Annotated in this window: 15 protein-coding genes; 4 read left to right on the top strand and 11 right to left on the bottom strand. The window is 69.0% G+C overall.

Annotated elements, in window-relative coordinates; all coding sequences use genetic code 11:
- Window positions 1-61: 61 nt before the first annotated feature.
- Both D7W81_RS06955 and D7W81_RS06950 read right to left on the bottom strand, forming a co-directional pair.
- On the bottom strand, window positions 62-973 hold the full coding sequence (locus D7W81_RS06955; RefSeq protein WP_120554537.1) for a DUF2381 family protein: 912 nt from the start codon (window positions 971-973) through the stop codon (window positions 62-64).
- 26 nt (window positions 974-999) lie between these two features.
- Entirely contained in the window at window positions 1000-2787 is a 1788-nt protein-coding gene (locus tag D7W81_RS06950) for a serine/threonine-protein kinase (RefSeq protein ID WP_120554536.1), read from the bottom strand.
- Between the two features lie 113 nt (window positions 2788-2900).
- On the opposite strand from D7W81_RS06950, the gene D7W81_RS06945 reads away from it, so the two are divergent.
- On the top strand, window positions 2901-3263 hold the full coding sequence (locus tag D7W81_RS06945) for a helix-turn-helix domain-containing protein (protein ID WP_120554535.1): 363 nt from the start codon (window positions 2901-2903) through the stop codon (window positions 3261-3263).
- A 4-nt stretch (window positions 3264-3267) separates the two neighbouring features.
- Here D7W81_RS06945 and D7W81_RS06940 read toward each other — a convergent pair whose 3' ends face one another.
- The 3 genes from D7W81_RS06940 to D7W81_RS06930 all read right to left on the bottom strand — a co-directional run bounded on the left by D7W81_RS06940 (window position 3268) and on the right by D7W81_RS06930 (window position 7430).
- The gene (locus tag D7W81_RS06940) at window positions 3268-4410 is read right to left on the bottom strand and encodes a serine/threonine-protein kinase (RefSeq protein ID WP_244227019.1); all 1143 of its coding nucleotides are present in this window, start codon (window positions 4408-4410) and stop codon (window positions 3268-3270) included.
- A gap of 219 nt (window positions 4411-4629) precedes the next feature.
- Window positions 4630-6756 carry a S8 family serine peptidase gene (locus D7W81_RS06935; protein ID WP_120554533.1) on the bottom strand — a complete coding sequence of 709 codons (2127 nt, stop codon included), beginning with the start codon at window positions 6754-6756 and terminating at the stop codon, window positions 4630-4632.
- A 116-nt stretch (window positions 6757-6872) separates the two neighbouring features.
- Window positions 6873-7430, bottom strand: a complete 558-nt coding sequence (locus tag D7W81_RS06930; RefSeq protein WP_120554532.1) for a helix-turn-helix domain-containing protein — start codon at window positions 7428-7430, stop codon at window positions 6873-6875.
- A gap of 91 nt (window positions 7431-7521) precedes the next feature.
- Between D7W81_RS06930 and D7W81_RS06925 the strand changes: the two genes are divergently transcribed.
- Both D7W81_RS06925 and D7W81_RS06920 read left to right on the top strand, forming a co-directional pair.
- Window positions 7522-8238 carry an SDR family NAD(P)-dependent oxidoreductase gene (locus D7W81_RS06925; RefSeq protein ID WP_279637806.1) on the top strand — a complete coding sequence of 239 codons (717 nt, stop codon included), beginning with the start codon at window positions 7522-7524 and terminating at the stop codon, window positions 8236-8238.
- Window positions 8235-9263, top strand: a complete 1029-nt coding sequence (locus tag D7W81_RS06920) for an S-adenosylmethionine:tRNA ribosyltransferase-isomerase (protein ID WP_208721200.1) — start codon at window positions 8235-8237, stop codon at window positions 9261-9263. The genes D7W81_RS06925 and D7W81_RS06920 overlap by 4 nt, the downstream gene beginning before the upstream one ends.
- 4 nt (window positions 9264-9267) lie before the next feature.
- On the opposite strand, the gene D7W81_RS06915 is transcribed toward D7W81_RS06920, so the two are convergent.
- The 5 genes from D7W81_RS06915 to D7W81_RS42265 all read right to left on the bottom strand — a co-directional run bounded on the left by D7W81_RS06915 (window position 9268) and on the right by D7W81_RS42265 (window position 14646).
- Entirely contained in the window at window positions 9268-10491 is a 1224-nt protein-coding gene (locus D7W81_RS06915; RefSeq protein WP_120554529.1) for a zinc-dependent alcohol dehydrogenase, read from the bottom strand.
- 161 nt (window positions 10492-10652) lie between these two features.
- Window positions 10653-12173, bottom strand: coding sequence for a Ppx/GppA phosphatase family protein (locus D7W81_RS06910; protein WP_120554528.1), 1521 nt, complete (start codon window positions 12171-12173; stop codon window positions 10653-10655).
- Window positions 12174-12293: 120 nt separating this feature from the next.
- Window positions 12294-12878, bottom strand: a complete 585-nt coding sequence (locus D7W81_RS06905) for a sll1863 family stress response protein (protein ID WP_120554527.1) — start codon at window positions 12876-12878, stop codon at window positions 12294-12296.
- Window positions 12879-12964: 86 nt separating this feature from the next.
- Complete coding sequence (locus D7W81_RS06900) at window positions 12965-13855, bottom strand: DUF3396 domain-containing protein (RefSeq protein ID WP_158621476.1); 891 nt, start codon at window positions 13853-13855, stop codon at window positions 12965-12967.
- Window positions 13852-14646 (bottom strand): hypothetical protein, encoded by a 795-nt coding sequence (locus D7W81_RS42265; RefSeq protein WP_158621474.1) that lies wholly within the window; start codon window positions 14644-14646, stop codon window positions 13852-13854. Before D7W81_RS42265 ends, D7W81_RS06900 begins: the two co-directional genes overlap by 4 nt.
- Before the next feature lie 236 nt (window positions 14647-14882).
- Between D7W81_RS42265 and D7W81_RS06890 the strand changes: the two genes are divergently transcribed.
- Window positions 14883-15896 carry a serine/threonine-protein kinase gene (locus D7W81_RS06890; RefSeq protein WP_438503350.1) on the top strand — a complete coding sequence of 338 codons (1014 nt, stop codon included), beginning with the start codon at window positions 14883-14885 and terminating at the stop codon, window positions 15894-15896.
- A gap of 10 nt (window positions 15897-15906) precedes the next feature.
- Here D7W81_RS06890 and queF read toward each other — a convergent pair whose 3' ends face one another.
- Entirely contained in the window at window positions 15907-16272 is a 366-nt protein-coding gene (queF, locus tag D7W81_RS06885) for a preQ(1) synthase (RefSeq protein ID WP_120554523.1), read from the bottom strand.
- Window positions 16273-16438: the final 166 nt, after the last annotated feature.

The raw sequence follows: 16438 nt of genomic DNA, 5'->3' as shown, positions 1-16438 counted from the left end.
AAGGGGGAATGTTTGCATCCAAATGCGCCGAGCCCGTCAGTGGCGAGCTCCGAACCCATGCCTAGGGGAACGTCACGTTGCCCAGCGTGACGGTGCGTGGGCCGTCCTCCCAGAGCTTCAAGGAGAACGACCCCTGGACGCCGGCCTTTGGCGCCTCCGCCTCGACCACGATGCTTCGGGCCTCACTCATGGGACTGGATGGCTGCTGCCAGATGCGGAGCACCTTCAATTCCGCTCCCGTCCTGCCCCGAAGTGTCGCCCCCTTCGGGCTCCAGGGTTCCGCACCCGCTTCCGTCGCCAGATTGACCACGATGGCAACAGCCGTCTTGGCGCGGTAGGTGATGACGGAGTTCGCAGCCAGGGCACTTCCAGTCAGCCGAAGGATGTCCTTGGTCACGATGCGCCCCACCACCCCGTCCTCATCCAGCGTTCCGGTGGAGAGGAGCCCCGCCAGCCCGGGCGGAGCCTCATTCTCAGCCACCAGCCGTGAATTCTCGTCCCGGCAGCGCTCCAACTCCGCACGGACCTCCCGGCTTTCTTGTTGATAGGTCTCGAGCGTCCGCTTCTCGCGATAGACCTCAACGAGGGGTTCCGCCTTCGCGGGATGCACCTGGAGGAGAAAGGAGGCACTCACCGGCGCCGCGCCATCCCTGAAGCGCACGATGAGCCGGAAGTGCTCGCCAGGCGTCACACGCGAAGAGGGAACCAGCCGGAGCGTGGCCTGGCCGATGTCCACCAGTGAGAAGCGCTCCCGCCCTTCCAACTCGATGCCGTCGCGCATCAGGTCCGAGTCGAAGTAGAGGCCCGTGGAGAGCCCCGCGCTGACCGCGATTTCCGCGATGGATGGACTCCCGTCCGGGGGCAGCTCGATGCGCCGGGCGCCCTGCACGGAGGCCGAGCTCTCGGATTGAGCCAAGGCCGCGGCACTCGCGAGCAGCAGTCCCAGGAAGACAACCGTGGATGAAGAGGGCACTTGGCGGCGTCTCCCAGGCGAGCCTGCTACTCGAACTCACGCACTGCTTTTACGCGCACCGTGGTGAAGACCCGGGCGCTCGACGGTGAGTCGTCTCCAGGTTCCCTCAACATGCCCCTGCCCCGGCTGCCCCCCTCCTCGTAGACCTCCAGACACACGGGAAAGCTGTCGCCTTGTTTGGTCGTCGCCCACGTCAGGCGTCCATAGACGCGGTCCCTCACGATGAGTCGGCCTGACACCGCCGTACCACCCGGCAGGTCTCCCACGTCCTCGGCCAGGAGAAATTGAGCGGGGCCTTCGGACACCGACATGATGCGCGCACCGGTGAAGTCGAAGGCCGCTATGTACTTGTCCCCCATCTCGATGCCCCGGTCCGTCATGGCCTTCACCGCGCCCACGGGGCAGGGCTCTGGCGGCGGTGGAGGGCGCACCTGCGAGCCGGGGCAGGCCATCAATGCCGTGCAGGCCGCCGCGCCCGCCGCACGGGTCATGACGCTCCGGACCTTTCTCACGGGTTTCGAGGAGAGCGGAAGGAAGGGAGTTTCTGGCGTCTGCGTCGTCACGGTGGCGGCAACCTCCTGGAGCGTCGCGGGAAGCGCGACGGCCGCGGCGGTGGCCTCAGGCCCACTGGGAACCGCGGCCCGCTCAGATTGAGGTGACTTGTCAGTGGGCGCTACTTCCTGACGAAGCAGCAACACTCCCACTGTGATCAGCGCCAGGATCGTCATCACCACCGCCCACGCGCGCAGGGAACGCCGTGGCTTCACCGTCGTCTCCGGCGTCGTCGTGGCTCCGGCAGGCAGCGGTGAAGCCTCCAGCGGCGCACGCATGCCCCTCCGGGGCCTGTGCCGGGGACGGTTCCGCCACTTCTCGAAGCTGTCCTGCTCGCTCTCCGTCGTCGCGGTGTCCTCGCCGAACGCATCGCACAGGGGCACGTCCCACGCCGCATCGGCGCCTCGCAGGACTTCCTCCAGTTCGGCCACGACGGCCAGGGCGCTCGGTGTGCGCGCCTCGGGCGTCTTCTCCAGCAGCCGCAGGCACACGTCACTCAACGCCCGAGGCACGCGCTCGTTCACCTCGCACGGTGGCGACGGTGTCTGGGTGATCACTGCCTCGATGAACTCCGTGTCGCTGGCACCGTCGAAGGGCTTGCGCCCTGTCAGCAGCCAGTAGAGGACGATGCCCAGTGCCCACAGGTCATCCGGCGTGCCCGCCACGTAGCGGGCACCAGGGACTCGCGCGTGCTGCCGGAAGTACCGCCACGCTTCGGGCGCGCGGTACTCCGGCGTCCCGGGCGGGAGGATGTCCGCCGTCAGTCCCCGGGCTCCGGTGTAATCACCAATCCCGAAGTCCAACAGCTTGGCCAGGCCATCCGAAGCGCGCACCATGACGTTCGCCTCCTTCACGTCCCTGTGCAGCACCCCCGCCGCGTGCGTCGTGGCGAGCGCCCGCGCCACATCCAGCACCCCGTGAGCCACCTGCCGCGCCGTGGGGTTCTCCTCGTCGGCCCAGACGTCCAGCCTGCGCCCGTCCACGTACTCCATGACGATGACCGCGAAGCGCGGCTCGCCCGGCGGCCACAGCCCGTATCCCTGGAGCCCCACGACGTTGGGATGGCGCAGCTTCAGGAGGATGGAGACCTCGCGCTCAGCGCGCTCCCCGACGCGCGGCAGGTGCAACAGCTTCAGGGCGAAGGGCTGTCCCGCGTTGCGCGCGAGGTACACCGTGCCGAAGCCACCCTGTCCCAGCTGGCGCTCCACCGTGTAACCCAGCACCTGGACTCCGGGCGACAGGATGGCTGGCGGCGGCCTCATGGCGTTCTCTTCTCAGGCGCTCGTGCCGCTCGCATGTGTCTCCTCGCGCGGGCCCGCGCGCATGCGGGTGCGAGGGTCTGGAGCGCATAACTCGGATACGCTGCGCGCCCTCCATGAATGAAGAACTCGGCATCACCATTGGCATGGCGGCACGTGCCGCCCGCGAGCATCTGGGACTGACGCAGGCCGAAGTCGCCGAGCGCATTGGACTGGTCCACCCCGTCTACAGCCGCCTGGAGCGCGGCAAGATGTTGCCCAGCGTCCCGTCCCTCTACCGCCTCTGTCAGGAGCTGCGCGTCTCGCCCGAAACATTGCTGGGGCTGACTCCCAAGGGTGACGTGCTCAAGGGCCGGAAGTCCTCGCCTCGGGAGGACGGCGACGCGCCGGACCTGCGTCGCCTCCTGCACCTGGCGCGCAAGCTGGACGCGGAGGAACTGGATGCCCTCTTGCGCGTCGCCTCCGTGCTGGCGCGCTGACGCGCTACTTCTTCCCCAGGCGCTCCAGTTCGTGTTCCTCCAGTCCCTCCGGGAAGAGCCCTCCCTCGCCAAACTCCACCACGTCCCGGAGCACGCTGCCTTCCGCCAGCAGCCGCGAGGCTTCTGCGGCCGCCTCCTGTCGCCCATAGCCCGGGTGCCGCCTGACGAGCGCCGCGCGAAGGACATCCCGCATGTCCGCCGCCGTGGCGAACCGCTCCTCGGGGTCGGCGCGCAGGGCCGCGTGCAGCAGTGGCTTCACATCCGGCGAGAGCCGCTCCACCGCCGCCTCGACCTCCGCGGGTCCGAAGCTGGCCAGCAGCACCCGCATCTGTGTCAGCGGCAGCGAGGGGAGGACCTCCACCCTCAGCGGGCTCAGGCGGATGGCCGGACGGGGCACGTCCTGCACGTCAAAGGGATGCTTGCCGGTGAAGAGCTCCACCAGCAGCACGCCCAGGCTGAAGACGTCGGAGCGCGGCGTCAGCGGCAGCCGCTCCAGGTATTCGGGTGAGGCATAGGCCACGTCACCCCGGACGAGGTTCGCGGGTGACTCCTCGCGTCCGATGACCACCGAATAGGCGGCGCCGAAGTTCACGAGCTTCACCTCGCCGTGCGCGCCCACGTAGACGTGCCGGGGGTTCACGTCGCGGTGGATGATTCCCAGGGGCTTGCCTGCGTCGTCCGTCAGGGTGTGCGCATGGTGCAGCGCCCCGGCGAGCTCCGCCCCGACATAAAGGGCGAAGGGTTCGGACACAGGCTGGCCGCGCGCCACGCTCGCGCTCACCAACGTCTCCAGTGAGGGGCCGTCCACATACTCCATGACGACGTGCAACGCGTCCTGGTGCACCTTGCGGTGGAACACCTGGGCGATGGCAGGGTGATGGAGGCGGAAGGCCAGTTGGATTTCCTCCCCCAGGCGCGTGCGGCGCAGGGTGGTGGAGGGATTGGCCAGCCGGCGCACGAAGCAGAGCCCGGGCAGCGTGGCTCCGCGCTCCGGATGACGCCGGGCGAGCATCAGCAGTTCCCCGGTCTGCATCCGCACCAGTTCGCGAATGGCCTCGTAGCGAATGCCCTCGATGGTGAAGAGGGGGCGGGGCCGTTCGGGTGTGGGCAGGAAGACGCCGCAGCGCGACGCAGCCTGGGTGCGCATCGGCTCACCGGCAGGGGTGGACGTGGACATGACTCCTCGAGGGTTTGGCGCAGTGGCGCCATCCGGGAGTCTGGACACGCGTGACCTGAAAAGTCCATGCTCTTTGGACTTTAAAGGTTCATATGGCGATGTGATGCGCTCGGCCTGGAAATGCTCCTCGCACTGCGGGACGGGCGCCGTGACGACGGATGCGCCGACACGGCGCCCGGAGGATGAAGTCTAGGGGCCCGTCAGACGGCTGAGCGTGAAGGAGGGCCGGTTCCACGACCCGCCGGGGAAGCTCACCGCGGAGGAGGCCGCCATGCTGTTGGGAATGCCCGCCGAGCCGTTGACCGCAAAGGTGCCCGCGGCCGTCGACGAGGTCGACGTCGTTCCGGTGCAACCCGGGCAGAGGTTCGTCCCGGTGATGTAGGACATCGGGAACGACAGCGACGTGGAGGTGCTGCTCACCACGCCCTGCAGCCACACCGGGTTGCTGCCCTGGTAGACGGTCATGTTGATGACGTGGGTGTTGCCTTGCGTGTTGAAGCTGGTGCCCCAGCCGGACTCCGCGGCGTTGAACCAGAGGCCATTCAGGTTCATCACGGAGCCCCCGCTCCCGAAGGACAGGAATTGGATGGGCTCGTTGCCGGAGAGCGAACCCAGCGTCCAGTACAAGCGCCACAGGCCTCCGCTGTAGGTGATGCGCATCGTGCCCACCACGGTGTTCGTCGCGCTGGAGCCCGTCCAGGAGGTCTTCAGCAGGTCCCCCCGCCACTCGCCGGGCTCCGCGAAGAGATAGGCCTGGTACCAGATGGGCACGCCCGCGGACGTGTACGTGTACCAGGTGACGTGGATCTGATCAGAGGCGAGGTGCTGGATGTCCAGGCCGTTGCCGGAGCGCGCCGGGTTGTACCAGGGGCCCTTGGCCGGGCGGGGCGGCAGGTTGGTGTAGACGGCCGCCGCCGCGTTGATGCGGCCGGCACCGCAGCTGCCCCCGCAGCCGGACACCCCCGTCGCGGTGGACTTGATGCGCGCGGTGACCTGCGCGGGCGTCATCGAGGGCTTCTGCGAGAGGATGAGCGCGGCGAGGCCCGCGACGTGCGGAGACGACATGGAGGTGCCGCCCAGGTAGCGGTGGCAGTAGTCACCCGGCAGCAGCGTGGCCCCCGGCTTTCGAATGGCCCACGCCGAGACAACCTGGTCCGTACCGCTGTACGGGTCCCCTGGGTTGGGGTCGGGGGGGCAGCCAATCCCCTGACCGTAAAAGCCGGAGCTGGCGGTGCCGCCCGGGGCGATGACGTCGACGCGAGCGCCGCCGCTGCTCCACGCCGCACGCGCACCGGTCTGCGTGCTGGCACCCACGGCGATGACGCCGGTGCAGGAGGCCGGCGTGATGTTCGCCGTCTGCAGGCCCGCCACGCCGTCATTGCCACCGGCGGCGACCACCACCACGCCCTTTCCAATGGCGTAGGTCACCGCGCTCTGGATGTCGGGGTAGTTCGAGCAGGGAAAGACGGCCGTGGGGGCGTTGGGGTTGTAGGCCGTGCCGAAGCTCATGTTGATGACGCGCGCGCCGTTGTCCGCCGAGTACCGGATGGCCTCGTCCACCGTGGCCAGGGTGACGCCATTGCTGGCACTGGAGACCTTGACGGGCATGAGCTGACAGCCCCAACAGACACCCGCGCCACCGATGCCGTTGTTCGTGCGCGCCGCGAGGATGCCGGCCACGTGCAAGCCGTGGTGGTAGGTGTTCGTGTCGTAGGGGTCCGCGTCCCCCTGTCCAAAGTCATACCCCGCCGTCCAGGCCCCGCTGAGGTCCGGATGGTCGAGCCTGCCGGTGTCGAGCACGGCGATCTTCACGCCGCTGCCCGTGACGCTGTTCCAGGCCGTGGGCAGGTTGATGGCCGGGTAGTTCCACTGCAGGGAGTACAGCGGGTCCGTCGGCGTGGCGAAGAACTCCATGTAGAGGTTCTCGTGCGCGTATTCGACGTCCGGATTCCGGCGGAGCTCCGCGATGGCGTCCAGGGTGCGTGCCTCCTCTTCCGCGATGGACGCGGCGACGGAACGGGGCTCCGCCTCCAGCGACACCAGCACCGCCCCGCTGGAGAGCGGCTGCACAAGCTGGGCACGGAAGCCCTGGACTGGAGGAAGCGCGGCGTCCGTGAGGGCCTTGCCGGAGCCCTTGAACTTCACGATGGCCTGGCCCGGCACGAACCGGCGGGGGTTCTTCGCGGGCTCGGAGAAGGCGTCCGACGGCGCGGTCGCCGCGGCCAGGGGCGCGGTGGTGGTCGCGACGGGCGCATCCGCGCCGCAGGCATTCAGCAACAGGGATGACAGCAGGACAGGCAGAACCCAATTCTTCATAGACCCCCCAAGTGAAACGACTTGGGGAAGCAGGCTGCTACGTCTGGGTTTCGTCAATCCATGCTTCTGCTAGTGCTCGTTTTACAGACACTTCCAGATTCTCAAAAATCAGGCCTTCAGAGCGTCGGTGCGAGCAGCACGACGGAGTAGCCCACCGCCGTGCGCACGCCGGGGTTCTCATACGAGTGCTTCTGGTCACCCCGGAAGACGACCACGTCACCGATTTCCAACACGAAGCGCTCCCCGCTGGCCACCAGCGCGATCGTGCCGGACTCACAGGCCAGGTACTCGCGCGTGCCGGGCGTGTGGGGCACGCCGGTGATGCGTGCCTTGGGCGGCAGCTCCAGCCGGTCGAACTCCATGCCGGGCAGCGGATCCGGCAGGAGCTTTCGCAGGAAGGCCGCGCCCCGCTGACGGATGGGCAGGCTGTCCTTCTTGTAGTGCCGGGCGCTCGCCTTGGGCCTCGCAAGCAGTTCCTCCAGTGATACCTGCAGCGCCCCCGCCACCCGGTGCAGCACCGACAACGTCGGGTTCGCCGCCCCGGACTCCAGATGCGCCCAGGTGGCCCGGGGCACGCCCGCCAGCTTCGCCAGCTGCACCTGCGTGGCCCCTCGCGTCTCCCGCAGCGTCCGCAGGTTGCGCGCCAGCCTGCCCGGAAGGTCCTCATCGCTCATGCGCTGGCATTCTGCCAACCCATTGGCGCCCATGCCATCGCATCGGAGCCCCTGCGCTATCCCTGTCCCCAAGGAGAGGCAATCCATGGACATGCGGAACCAAGCAGTGCTGGTGACGGGCGCGAGCCGGGGACTGGGCCGGGCCCTGATGGAGGCCTTCGCCCTTCGCGGCGCCCGGGTGGTGGGCGTGGCGCGCGATGCGAAGGCCCTGGACGCGGCGGTAGCGCCCTTGAAGGCACGGGGGCTGGCGGTGCACGCGCTCGCCTTCGACGTGGGCGACAAGCAGGCCATCTATCCGTTGGTGGGCGCGGCCACCGCGCTGGTGGGCCCGCTGGACGTGCTGGTCAACAACGCGAGCAGCCTGGGGCCCACGCCGCTCCCGCTCCTGTTGGACACGGCGTGCGAGGACGTGGCGCAGGTGCTGGAGGTCAACCTGCTGGGGCCCTTCCGCCTGACCAAGGCCGTGGCCGGGAGCATGGTCGTCCGGGGCCGCGGGCTCGTCCTCAACATCACCTCCGACGCCGCCGTGTCCGCCTATCCCCGCTGGGGCGCCTACAGCGTGTCGAAGGCCGCGCTGGAACACCTCACGCGCATCTGGGCCGCGGAGTTCGAGGGCAGCGGCGTGCGCCTGCTCACCGTGGACCCCGGTGACATGGACACGCGCATGCACGCCGAGGCGCTCCCGGATGCCGACCCCGCGACGCTGGCGAAGCCGGAGGACGTGGCCGCGCGCATCCTCGCGCTCGTGGAGGCCCGGGACACCGCGTCCGGTCAGCGGTTCGAGGCCGCCAGATGGGAGGCCGCATGAACGCCGCCCGTTGGCCCCGGGAACACCCCGACACGGCGAGGCTGCTGCATGTGGAGCCGCGCAACGAACGCTTCACCGACACCGTCGCGTCGGAGCTGCCCCAGCTCCTGCGCGAAGGCGACCTGCTGGTGATGAACGACGCGGCCACGCTGCCCGGCTCGCTCACGGGCCGCACCAGCGCGGGCGCGCCCATCGAGCTGCGGTTGCTGTCCCACGAACCGGATGACACCTGGACGGTCGTCCTCTTCGGCGCGGGGGACTGGCGCCGGCGCACCGAGGACCGGCCGCCACCGCCCGAGCTTCCCGTGGGCTCACTACTGGAAGTGGGCGGACTCACCGCGCGCGTGGTGGAGGTGCTGCCCCCATCCCCCCGGCTCCTGCGCGTGGCCTTCAACCTGCGCGGCGCGGCGCTCTGGCAGGCGCTCTACACGGCGGGCCGGCCCGTGCAGTACGCCTACACGGCGGGACCGCTGGCGCTGTGGCACGTGCAGACGCTCTACGCCGCACGTCCGTGGGCCGCGGAGATGCCCTCGGCGGGCCTGCCCCTCACGGCGTCCGTGCTGTCGCGGATGAAGGCGCGCGGCGTGCGCTGGGCCTCCCTCACGCACGCGGCGGGGCTGTCCTCCACGGGGGACGCGGCGCTGGACGCGGCGCTGCCCCGGCCCGAGCGCTCGGACATCCCCGAGCGCACGGTGACGCTGGTGGAGGAGACGCGGGCGAGCGGCGGGCGCGTGGTGGCGGTGGGCACCACCGTGGTGCGCGCGCTGGAAGGACGCGCGACGCAACACGGGGCGCTGGTGCCAGGGGAGGGCGTGACGGACCTGCTGCTCGGGCCCGGCTACGTGCCCCGGGTGGTGCACGGGCTGCTCACCGGCGTGCACGACCCGGGGAGCAGCCACCATGCGCTGCTCCAGGCGTTCGCGCCGCTTCCGCTCCTGCACCGGGCCGCGGCGCATGCGGAAGCAGCGGGCTACCTGGGGCACGAGTTCGGCGACACGTGCCTCATCCTGGACCCGGATGCGTGACGCGTCACTGAATCGTGGCGCCCGGCTCCAGCTCCACCTTCACCCAGCCCGGCTTGCGCAGGTCGAAGTTGCGGTACGCGTCGATGGCGGAGGCCATGGACCTCACGTGGCTCAGGATGTCCGTGGGGTCCACGGTGCCGGAGCGCACCAGCTCCAGCAGCTTGGGGATGTACTTGCGGTGGTTGCAGTTGCCCATGCGCAGGGTGAGGTTCTTGTTCATCGCCTCGCCAATGGGAAACGCGTTCATCGTCTGCGGGTACACGCCGATGATGGACAGCGTGCCCGCCTTGGCCAGCGCCTGCACCGCCCACTGCGCGGCCTGGGACGGCCCGTCGCCGGGCACCCAGTTGTCGCCGTCCGGCTTCTGCTTGGGGGCGACCATCTCCACCTCGCGCTTGAACTCGGGCTTCTCCGCCTTGGCCTTCTTGGCGGCCGGGCCGTGGTGCGCGTGTTGGGAATCCACGCCCACCGCGTCGATGGCGCGGTCCACCCCGATGCCGCCGGTGAAGCGCTTGAGCGTCTCCACCGGGTCCTCCTCCTCGAAGTTGATGATCTCCGCGCCCTGCGCCTTCGCGAGCGCCAGCCGGTCCTCGTGGCTGTCGATGGCGAAGATGCGGCCCGCGCCCAGCAGCTTCGCGCTCACGATGGCGAACAGACCCACCGGGCCGCAGCCGAACACGGCGACGGTGTCACCGGGTTTGATCTCCGCCATCTCCGCGCCGAAGTAGCCCGTGGGGAAGATGTCGGAGACGAGGATGGCCTGGTCGTCGGTGACGCCGTCGGGCACCTTCACCATGGTGATGGCCGCGTACGGGATGCGCGCCTTCTCCGCCTGCATGCCGTCGAAGGGGCCCGTCATCGCCGGACCGCCGAAGAAGGCGGTGCCCGCGTCGGGGCCGTTGGGGTTCGCGTCGTTGCACTGCGCGTAGTAGCCCGCGCGGCAGTACGAGCAGTTGCCGCACCCGATGGTGGAGCAGATGACCACGCGGTCACCCACGTTGAAGTTGCGCACGTCCTTGCCCAGCTCCTCGATGACGCCCACGCCTTCATGCCCGAGGATGGTGCCGGGCTTCATGCCGGGCATGGTGCCGCGGATCATGTGCAGGTCCGTGCCGCAGATGGCGCTGGCGGTCAGCTTGATGATGGCGTCCGTGGGCTCCTTGAGCTTCGGCTCCGCGACGTCGTCCAGCCGGATGTCCCCAATGCCGTGGAAAACGACTGCCTTCATGTGCCGCTCCTTGCCCCGCCAGGGCCTTGAAAGACGTGAAGGCCCACGGCGCTCCAGAAGCGCACGGGACCCGTTCGTCTGCACACTGGCCACGGCGGTGGGGCCGGGCAGGAGGGGCGCCGCGCTCCTTCCGCCGGTGGGCAGGCGGGGAGGCAGTGGCCCTAGCGCCCGCCCGAGTGGACCTGGAACGCGAGCCGCTTGCCGAACACCTTGCGGAACTGGGCGACCTCGCGCTCGGCGTTCCACAGCTCCAGGTCCAGGGGCTGGCGGGCGTGCAGGTGCAGCGTCACCGCCTCGCGGCCGTCCGTCACCTTGAAGTCGCGGATGGGCTGGTGGTGGCTGTGGTCCAGCGCGTTCGCCAGGCGCAGCAGCGTGGCCAGCTTGCGCACGCGCCGCGCCTCGGACGGGGTGAGCCCGGCCATGCCGGAGTGGGACAGCTCCGGCTGGGAGCGCCGGTGGTAGCGGGCGACGCGCGCGATGATTTCCCGCTCGCGGTCCGCGAGGCCGGGGAGCTCCGCGTTGTGGATGAGGTAGTACGTGTGGCGGTGGTGGCGCTCGTAGCTGACCGCCGTGCCGATGTCGTGCAAGAGCGCGGCGACCTCCAGGTGGGGGCGCACGGACAGGGGCAGCTGGTGCAGCGCGGCCAGGCTGTCGAAGAGGCCCAGGGACAGGCGGGCCACCTGGCGGGCGTGCTTCTCATCGAAGCGGAAGCGCTGGCCCATGACGAGGGCCGCGTCCGCGAGGCTGTGGTCCTCGCGCGATTCGTCCTGGCGGTAGAGCAGGTCCACCAGCAGGCCGTCGCGCAGGCCGCGGTTGACGACGCTGACGGACTCCACGCCCAGGTGGCGCGCGACGCCCTCCAGGATGACGGCGCCGGAGACGATGATGTCCGCGCGGCGCGGGTCGAAGCGCTTGCGGCGGCGCTCCGGCGGCATCTTCGCCAGCGCTTCCACGGTCTGGGTGAGCTGCCGCATGGTGGCATTGCCTCCGTTCTCCGCGGAGGCGAAGCCCACCACGGCGCCAATGGTGCCGGACGAGCCCAGCGCCACGCGGGGCAGGGCGGGGAGCTTCTCCGGGAGGGTCTTGTGGAGGACCTCCTCCACGAAGCTCCGCATCAGCCGCAGCTGCTTGGGCGTCACGGCGCGCGCGGTGTCGAACACCTCCGTGAGGCGCACGGAGCCCAGCGCGAGGCTCCAGAGCTCGTCGGGCTTCTCGCCCGTGGCGATGGCGACCTCGGTGCTGCCGCCGCCGATGTCCACGAGGAGCGAGCGGGTGTTGGGGGGCTTGCGGTGCAGCACGCCCAGGCAGATGAGGCGGGCCTCCTCCTTGCCGCTGACGACCTCCAGCTCCAGGCCGGCCTCCTCGTGCACGCGGCGCACGATGTCCTGGCGGTTGCGGGCCTCGCGCAGGGCGCTGGTGGCGACGGCGCGCACCTGGGCCTTGTGGCGGCGGCAGAGGGCGGCGTAGCGGCGCAGGGTGGACAGCAGGCGGTCAGCCGTCTCCTGCGGCATCTCGCCGGTGGTGAAGACGCCCTCGCCGGGGCGGATGGGGTCCCTCTCCTGGTGGAGGGTCTCGAGCGAGCCCTCGGCGTCCGGGCGGGCCAGCTCCAGGCGCACGGCGTTGGTGCCCACATCGATGGCGGCGAGGACGGGAGGCGGGGTCGGACGGGCGGGAAGGGCCATGGGCTCGCGGTCGGAAACGCCTGGGAGGGGCACGGTCCTTCCGGGCCGTGTCCCTCCAGTAGGGGGCGGTTCCTAGCGTAGCCGTGTGACAGCCGCGTGGCGCCGGTGAAGATGGGTGTTTCAGGAAGGGGCGGCGCTGTCGGCGGCGATGCCATCCGCGCGGATGCGGCGGGAGCGCTCGAGCAGGCCGCGCCAGGCGTCCTCGTACTGGTCGCGGGCCGTCTTCCAGGCCTGACCGCGTGCGTGGCCCAGGTTCTTGAGCAACTCGCCGGAGTTCTTCAGGTCGCGCTTGAAGAAGTCGATTTCCTGACGGGTGAGGAGTGAGTCCTCGGCGGCGGTGCGCTGGCGGGAGGCCACCCAGCGGTCCATCTGCGCGCCCAGCTCCCGCAGCTCGGCCTCACGTTGGCGGCGGTAGCCTGCGCGCAGCTGGTCCCAATGGGTGCCGGCGCGGTCCAGGTGATCATGGAAGCGGCGGCGGGCCTTCTCCACGCCATCCTTGAGGCGGTCCCAGTCGCGCTGGTCGGCGCGGCGGAGCGCCTGGAGCTCGCGGTTGACGTCGTCATTGAGCTCGCGGCCTCCGGTGAGGACGTCGAGCGAGTCCTCGCTGTCGGCGAGCTCCGCCTGGGCTTCGATTTCGCGGAAGCGAGCGGTCGCCTCACGCTGCTCGGCTTCCATCTTCTGGATGTATGCGTCCTGTTCCGTCATGACGTCCTCCCAGGCACGTTGGATGGAAGAAGCATGGGAACGCACGCGGGGTGGTGCAGGGCGGAGGGGAACGGGAGGCGGAGCGCTCAGTCGAGGAAACGGCGTTGCTCGGGGGATGACGACTGGTACAGCCAGGGTTCGAGCACGCGCGCGAACTCCCGGTAGGCGGGCAATGTCTGTCCCTGCTCGGTGTCACCTGCTTCTGGATAGGGGCCCAGCGTGACGACAGCGCGGTCTGGGCCCAATGCCTGCACGGTGGTGTCTGGCGAGTGCAGCTTGGTGCGCAGGGCATCGATGCCGCCCAGTTCGTTGAGCACGGGCGGGCCCAGGAAGTTCATCCAGGCCGGGGCGCGCACGCGGGTGCCCAGGTCCCGGGCCACATCGTCCAGGCTGATCACGTCCATGGCCGGATAACGGGAGCTCAGTGCCTTCATCTCGTCACGGACGACAGACGCCTGGGGCACGCCGTTGAATGAAAGGCCTGCATGGCCCGAGCCGAAGGGCAGTGAACCCACAATCTCGAGCGCCAGCGCTCGAAAACGCTCGGGCCCCTGTGCTTCCAGGAACTTCGTCGGGAAAGTCATTAGCAGGGCGCTGATGGAGTCCGGCCAGTAGGAGTCTTCGAGGCGTCCCACGTACTGGAACCGGAATCGATGACGCGTCGTGGATTCACCTGGGGCGGAAGACCCCACCATGTGGACCCGACTGCCGAACTCCTCATGGAGTTCCTGTTGGATGAAATCCCATCCCGCCGCGTCGAGGGACTGCCACTGACCGTCGGGGTCCACATAGAAACTCAGGGACTCCCTTCCAATGGCATGGAGGTAGATGTCGAGAGCCCGCTGGATGTGGGGCTTCAATGTTTCATGTGCATGCGGCAGGAAGAGACAGATCTGGAGTCCATCTCGCACGATGAGCAGCTTCTCATCGAAGTCGCCGTTCACGTAAAGGCGGACGTGTGGGATTGAGTGCGTCATTCGAAAATTCCAAGTCTGGGGACGACGCGAAGGACCTGCCTGGTGCCCAGTCGGAATGCCTGCATATAGCTTTCTTTCTGGGTCGGTCCGCTCAATGAAGAACCTCCTGAGCGCCATCCAGGTGGCTCCGAGACGTTCGTACAGGGGAACTTGAAGTCGTAGACGACACTGACTTGTAGCGGATCACCCGTGTGGATGACGAAATCTGGCGTCAGCGTGCCCTTCAGTTCATGCCGGAAACGGGGCTGCTTGAGCAACTGGACCTCTTTTTTACTGAGGAGTGTGCTGGTGCCCGTACGCCGGTCGAACCGGTAGGTCGGCTCAATGCTGAATCGGCCCGGCATCATCGAGTCAAACTTCCGCTCAACACACTCCAGCGCCACGGCATGCATCTGGTTCCCCAGCCAGATCGCACGGCTGACGGACTCACCCTGCTCGTTGCGCACCTGCTCCTTGCATTGCTCAGGCGTGGGGCTTCGCCCCTCGTGCTCGCGAAGCAGCACCGCTGACCGCGCCTGTTCCGCGCACTCCTTCAGCACGGACTCCACCGACCGCTTCGTGTCCTCGTCCAGCATCGCCCGGGCCCCGGCGACCACCACCGCCACCTCCGCCGCGCGGACTCCCGGGAGCACCGACTCCGCCCCGGTGCACAGCGCCGGCTGCGTCCGGCAGGTGTTCGTCACCGAGTCGTAGCCCCGCTGCGCGTACGCGCCCTGCCTCGGCCCCGCGCAGCCGCCCAACCCCACCGCCACGAACACCCACAGCCAATCCGTCCAGCGTCCCAGGCCCATGTCCCCATCCTGCCAGTCCACGCTCGGCAGGTAGGCACCCTGGCGTGAGACAGCGACACCGCGCCTTTCCATCACACCTGTGCGAACCCATCCCGCCACGGAGAGCCCATCGACGCATGAGACGTGAATCGGTACCCTGCGGTCCCGTGACCGTCGCCGCCGCCGATAAGAGTGAGAGAGTTCGTCACCGCAAGATTGGCGCCTGCCGCGTGCTCGGCGAGCTGGGCCGGGGCGGCATGGCGCTCGTGTACCGCGGCCTGCATGAGCTGCTTCAACGCGAGGTCGCCATCAAGGAGCTGCTCCCTGAAGGCCAGCGCGACCAGGAGGCCCTGTCCCGCTTCCGCCGCGAGGCCCTGGCGCTCGCCGCCTTCCGCCACCAGAACATCGTCACCCTCTATGACCTGGTGGAGAAGAACGACAGCCTCTTCATGGTCATGGAGTTCGTGGACGGCCCCACCCTCCATGGCCTCATCAAGGACGGCCCGCTCCCGCCGGACGTCGCCGCCGTCATCACCGCGCGCATCGCCAGCGCGCTGGACCACGCCCACTTCCGCCGCATCATCCACCGCGACCTCAAGCCCGCGAACGTCATGCTCACCAAGTCCGGTGAGGTGAAGCTCATGGACTTCGGCATCGCCAAGGACGTCAGCCTCGAAGCCCTCACCCAGCAGGGCATGGCCGTGGGCACGCCGTCGTACATGTCCCCGGAGCAGGTGACCGGCGCACCGCTCGACGCGAGGACCGACATCTTCTCCCTGGGCGTGCTCCTCTATGAGGCCCTCACCGGCGTGCGCCCCTTCGTGGGCAAGACGGCTGGCGAGGTCTTCGCCCGCATCCGCGACGGCAAGTTCACGCCGATCCAGAAGGTGGCCCCGCACGTGCCGCCACCGCTCGCGCGCATCGTGAAGCGCGCGCTGTCGGTGAAGCCGGAGGCCCGCTTCCCGGATGCCGCGGCCATGCGCCGCGAACTGGACCTGTTCCTCGCCCACGAGGTGCGCGTGTCCCATCCCGCGCTGCTCGTGGCCTTCCTGCGCTACCGCGAGAAGCTCACCGAGACCGAGGCCCTGGCCCACCTCACCCAGCAGGAGCTGGGCGTGCTGGACGTCTTCGCCGCGAAGAAGCCCGCGCGCGCGCCTGGCAAGAGCCGGTGGGTCCTGGCCGCGCTCACCGCGGGCGCGGTCGCCGCCGGCACCGGCCTCTACCTCTCCCAGTCCCAGTGGGCGCCGCTCCTGGAGCAGCTCACCCGCTGAGGCACGGGGCTCAGGCCTGCTTCTTCTTGTCGTGCGACACGGTGACGATGGTCCCGATGCCGCCGCGCACGAAGAAGTCCCCCACCACCGTGAGCTTGCGCGGCTGGATGGCCTTGATGATGTCGTCCGCGATGGTGTTGGTCACCTTCTCGTGGAAGGCGCCCTCGTTGCGGTAGGACCACATGTAGAGCTTCAGGCTCTTCAACTCCACGCAGAGTTGATCCGGCACGTACTTGATGGTGAAGCGCGCGAAGTCCGGCTGGCCCGTCAGCGGGCACAGGCAGGTGAACTCCGGCACGTCGAAGGCGATCTCGTAGTCGCGATCGGCGGCGGGGTTGGGGAAGGTCTGGATTTCCTTGGACGGCTGAGAGGACATGCGCTGTCGTGTAGCACACGTTCGGCGCGTGTCACCGCCCTCCAGGACGTCGCCCCCCTGTCTGCCCGGCGCGGGCTCTGTTCGGGTTCCAACGCGCCAGGGCCCTCCGGGACAGGAGAACGTCCGGGGGTGGTTGGCGATCATGCTCGGGGATTCCTATCTCCCT

The sequence above is a fragment of the Corallococcus aberystwythensis genome, from assembly GCF_003612165.1.
GTDB classification, from domain to species: Bacteria; Myxococcota; Myxococcia; order Myxococcales; family Myxococcaceae; genus Corallococcus; species Corallococcus aberystwythensis.
Note: the sequence above shows the minus strand (reverse complement) of the source record. Positions and strands in the feature narration are given on the sequence as shown.

What these genes read in the sequence shown, in the direction of transcription:
- D7W81_RS06950 (WP_120554536.1), bottom strand. Translation starts at nt 2,787, where the DNA reads ATGAGGCCGCCGCCAGCCATCCTGTCGCCCGGAGTCCAGGTGCTGGGT.
- D7W81_RS06945 (WP_120554535.1), top strand. Translation starts at nt 2,901, where the DNA reads ATGAATGAAGAACTCGGCATCACCATTGGCATGGCGGCACGTGCCGCC.
- D7W81_RS06940 (WP_244227019.1), bottom strand. Translation starts at nt 4,410, where the DNA reads ATGCGCACCCAGGCTGCGTCGCGCTGCGGCGTCTTCCTGCCCACACCC.
- D7W81_RS06935 (WP_120554533.1), bottom strand. Translation starts at nt 6,756, where the DNA reads ATGAAGAATTGGGTTCTGCCTGTCCTGCTGTCATCCCTGTTGCTGAAT.
- D7W81_RS06930 (WP_120554532.1), bottom strand. Translation starts at nt 7,430, where the DNA reads ATGAGCGATGAGGACCTTCCGGGCAGGCTGGCGCGCAACCTGCGGACG.
- D7W81_RS06925 (WP_279637806.1), top strand. Translation starts at nt 7,522, where the DNA reads ATGCGGAACCAAGCAGTGCTGGTGACGGGCGCGAGCCGGGGACTGGGC.
- D7W81_RS06920 (WP_208721200.1), top strand. Translation starts at nt 8,235, where the DNA reads ATGAACGCCGCCCGTTGGCCCCGGGAACACCCCGACACGGCGAGGCTG.
- D7W81_RS06915 (WP_120554529.1), bottom strand. Translation starts at nt 10,491, where the DNA reads ATGAAGGCAGTCGTTTTCCACGGCATTGGGGACATCCGGCTGGACGAC.
- D7W81_RS06910 (WP_120554528.1), bottom strand. Translation starts at nt 12,173, where the DNA reads ATGGCCCTTCCCGCCCGTCCGACCCCGCCTCCCGTCCTCGCCGCCATC.
- D7W81_RS06905 (WP_120554527.1), bottom strand. Translation starts at nt 12,878, where the DNA reads ATGACGGAACAGGACGCATACATCCAGAAGATGGAAGCCGAGCAGCGT.
- D7W81_RS06900 (WP_158621476.1), bottom strand. Translation starts at nt 13,855, where the DNA reads ATGACGCACTCAATCCCACACGTCCGCCTTTACGTGAACGGCGACTTC.
- D7W81_RS42265 (WP_158621474.1), bottom strand. Translation starts at nt 14,646, where the DNA reads ATGGGCCTGGGACGCTGGACGGATTGGCTGTGGGTGTTCGTGGCGGTG.
- D7W81_RS06890 (WP_438503350.1), top strand. Translation starts at nt 14,883, where the DNA reads ATGGCGCTCGTGTACCGCGGCCTGCATGAGCTGCTTCAACGCGAGGTC.
- queF (WP_120554523.1), bottom strand. Translation starts at nt 16,272, where the DNA reads ATGTCCTCTCAGCCGTCCAAGGAAATCCAGACCTTCCCCAACCCCGCC.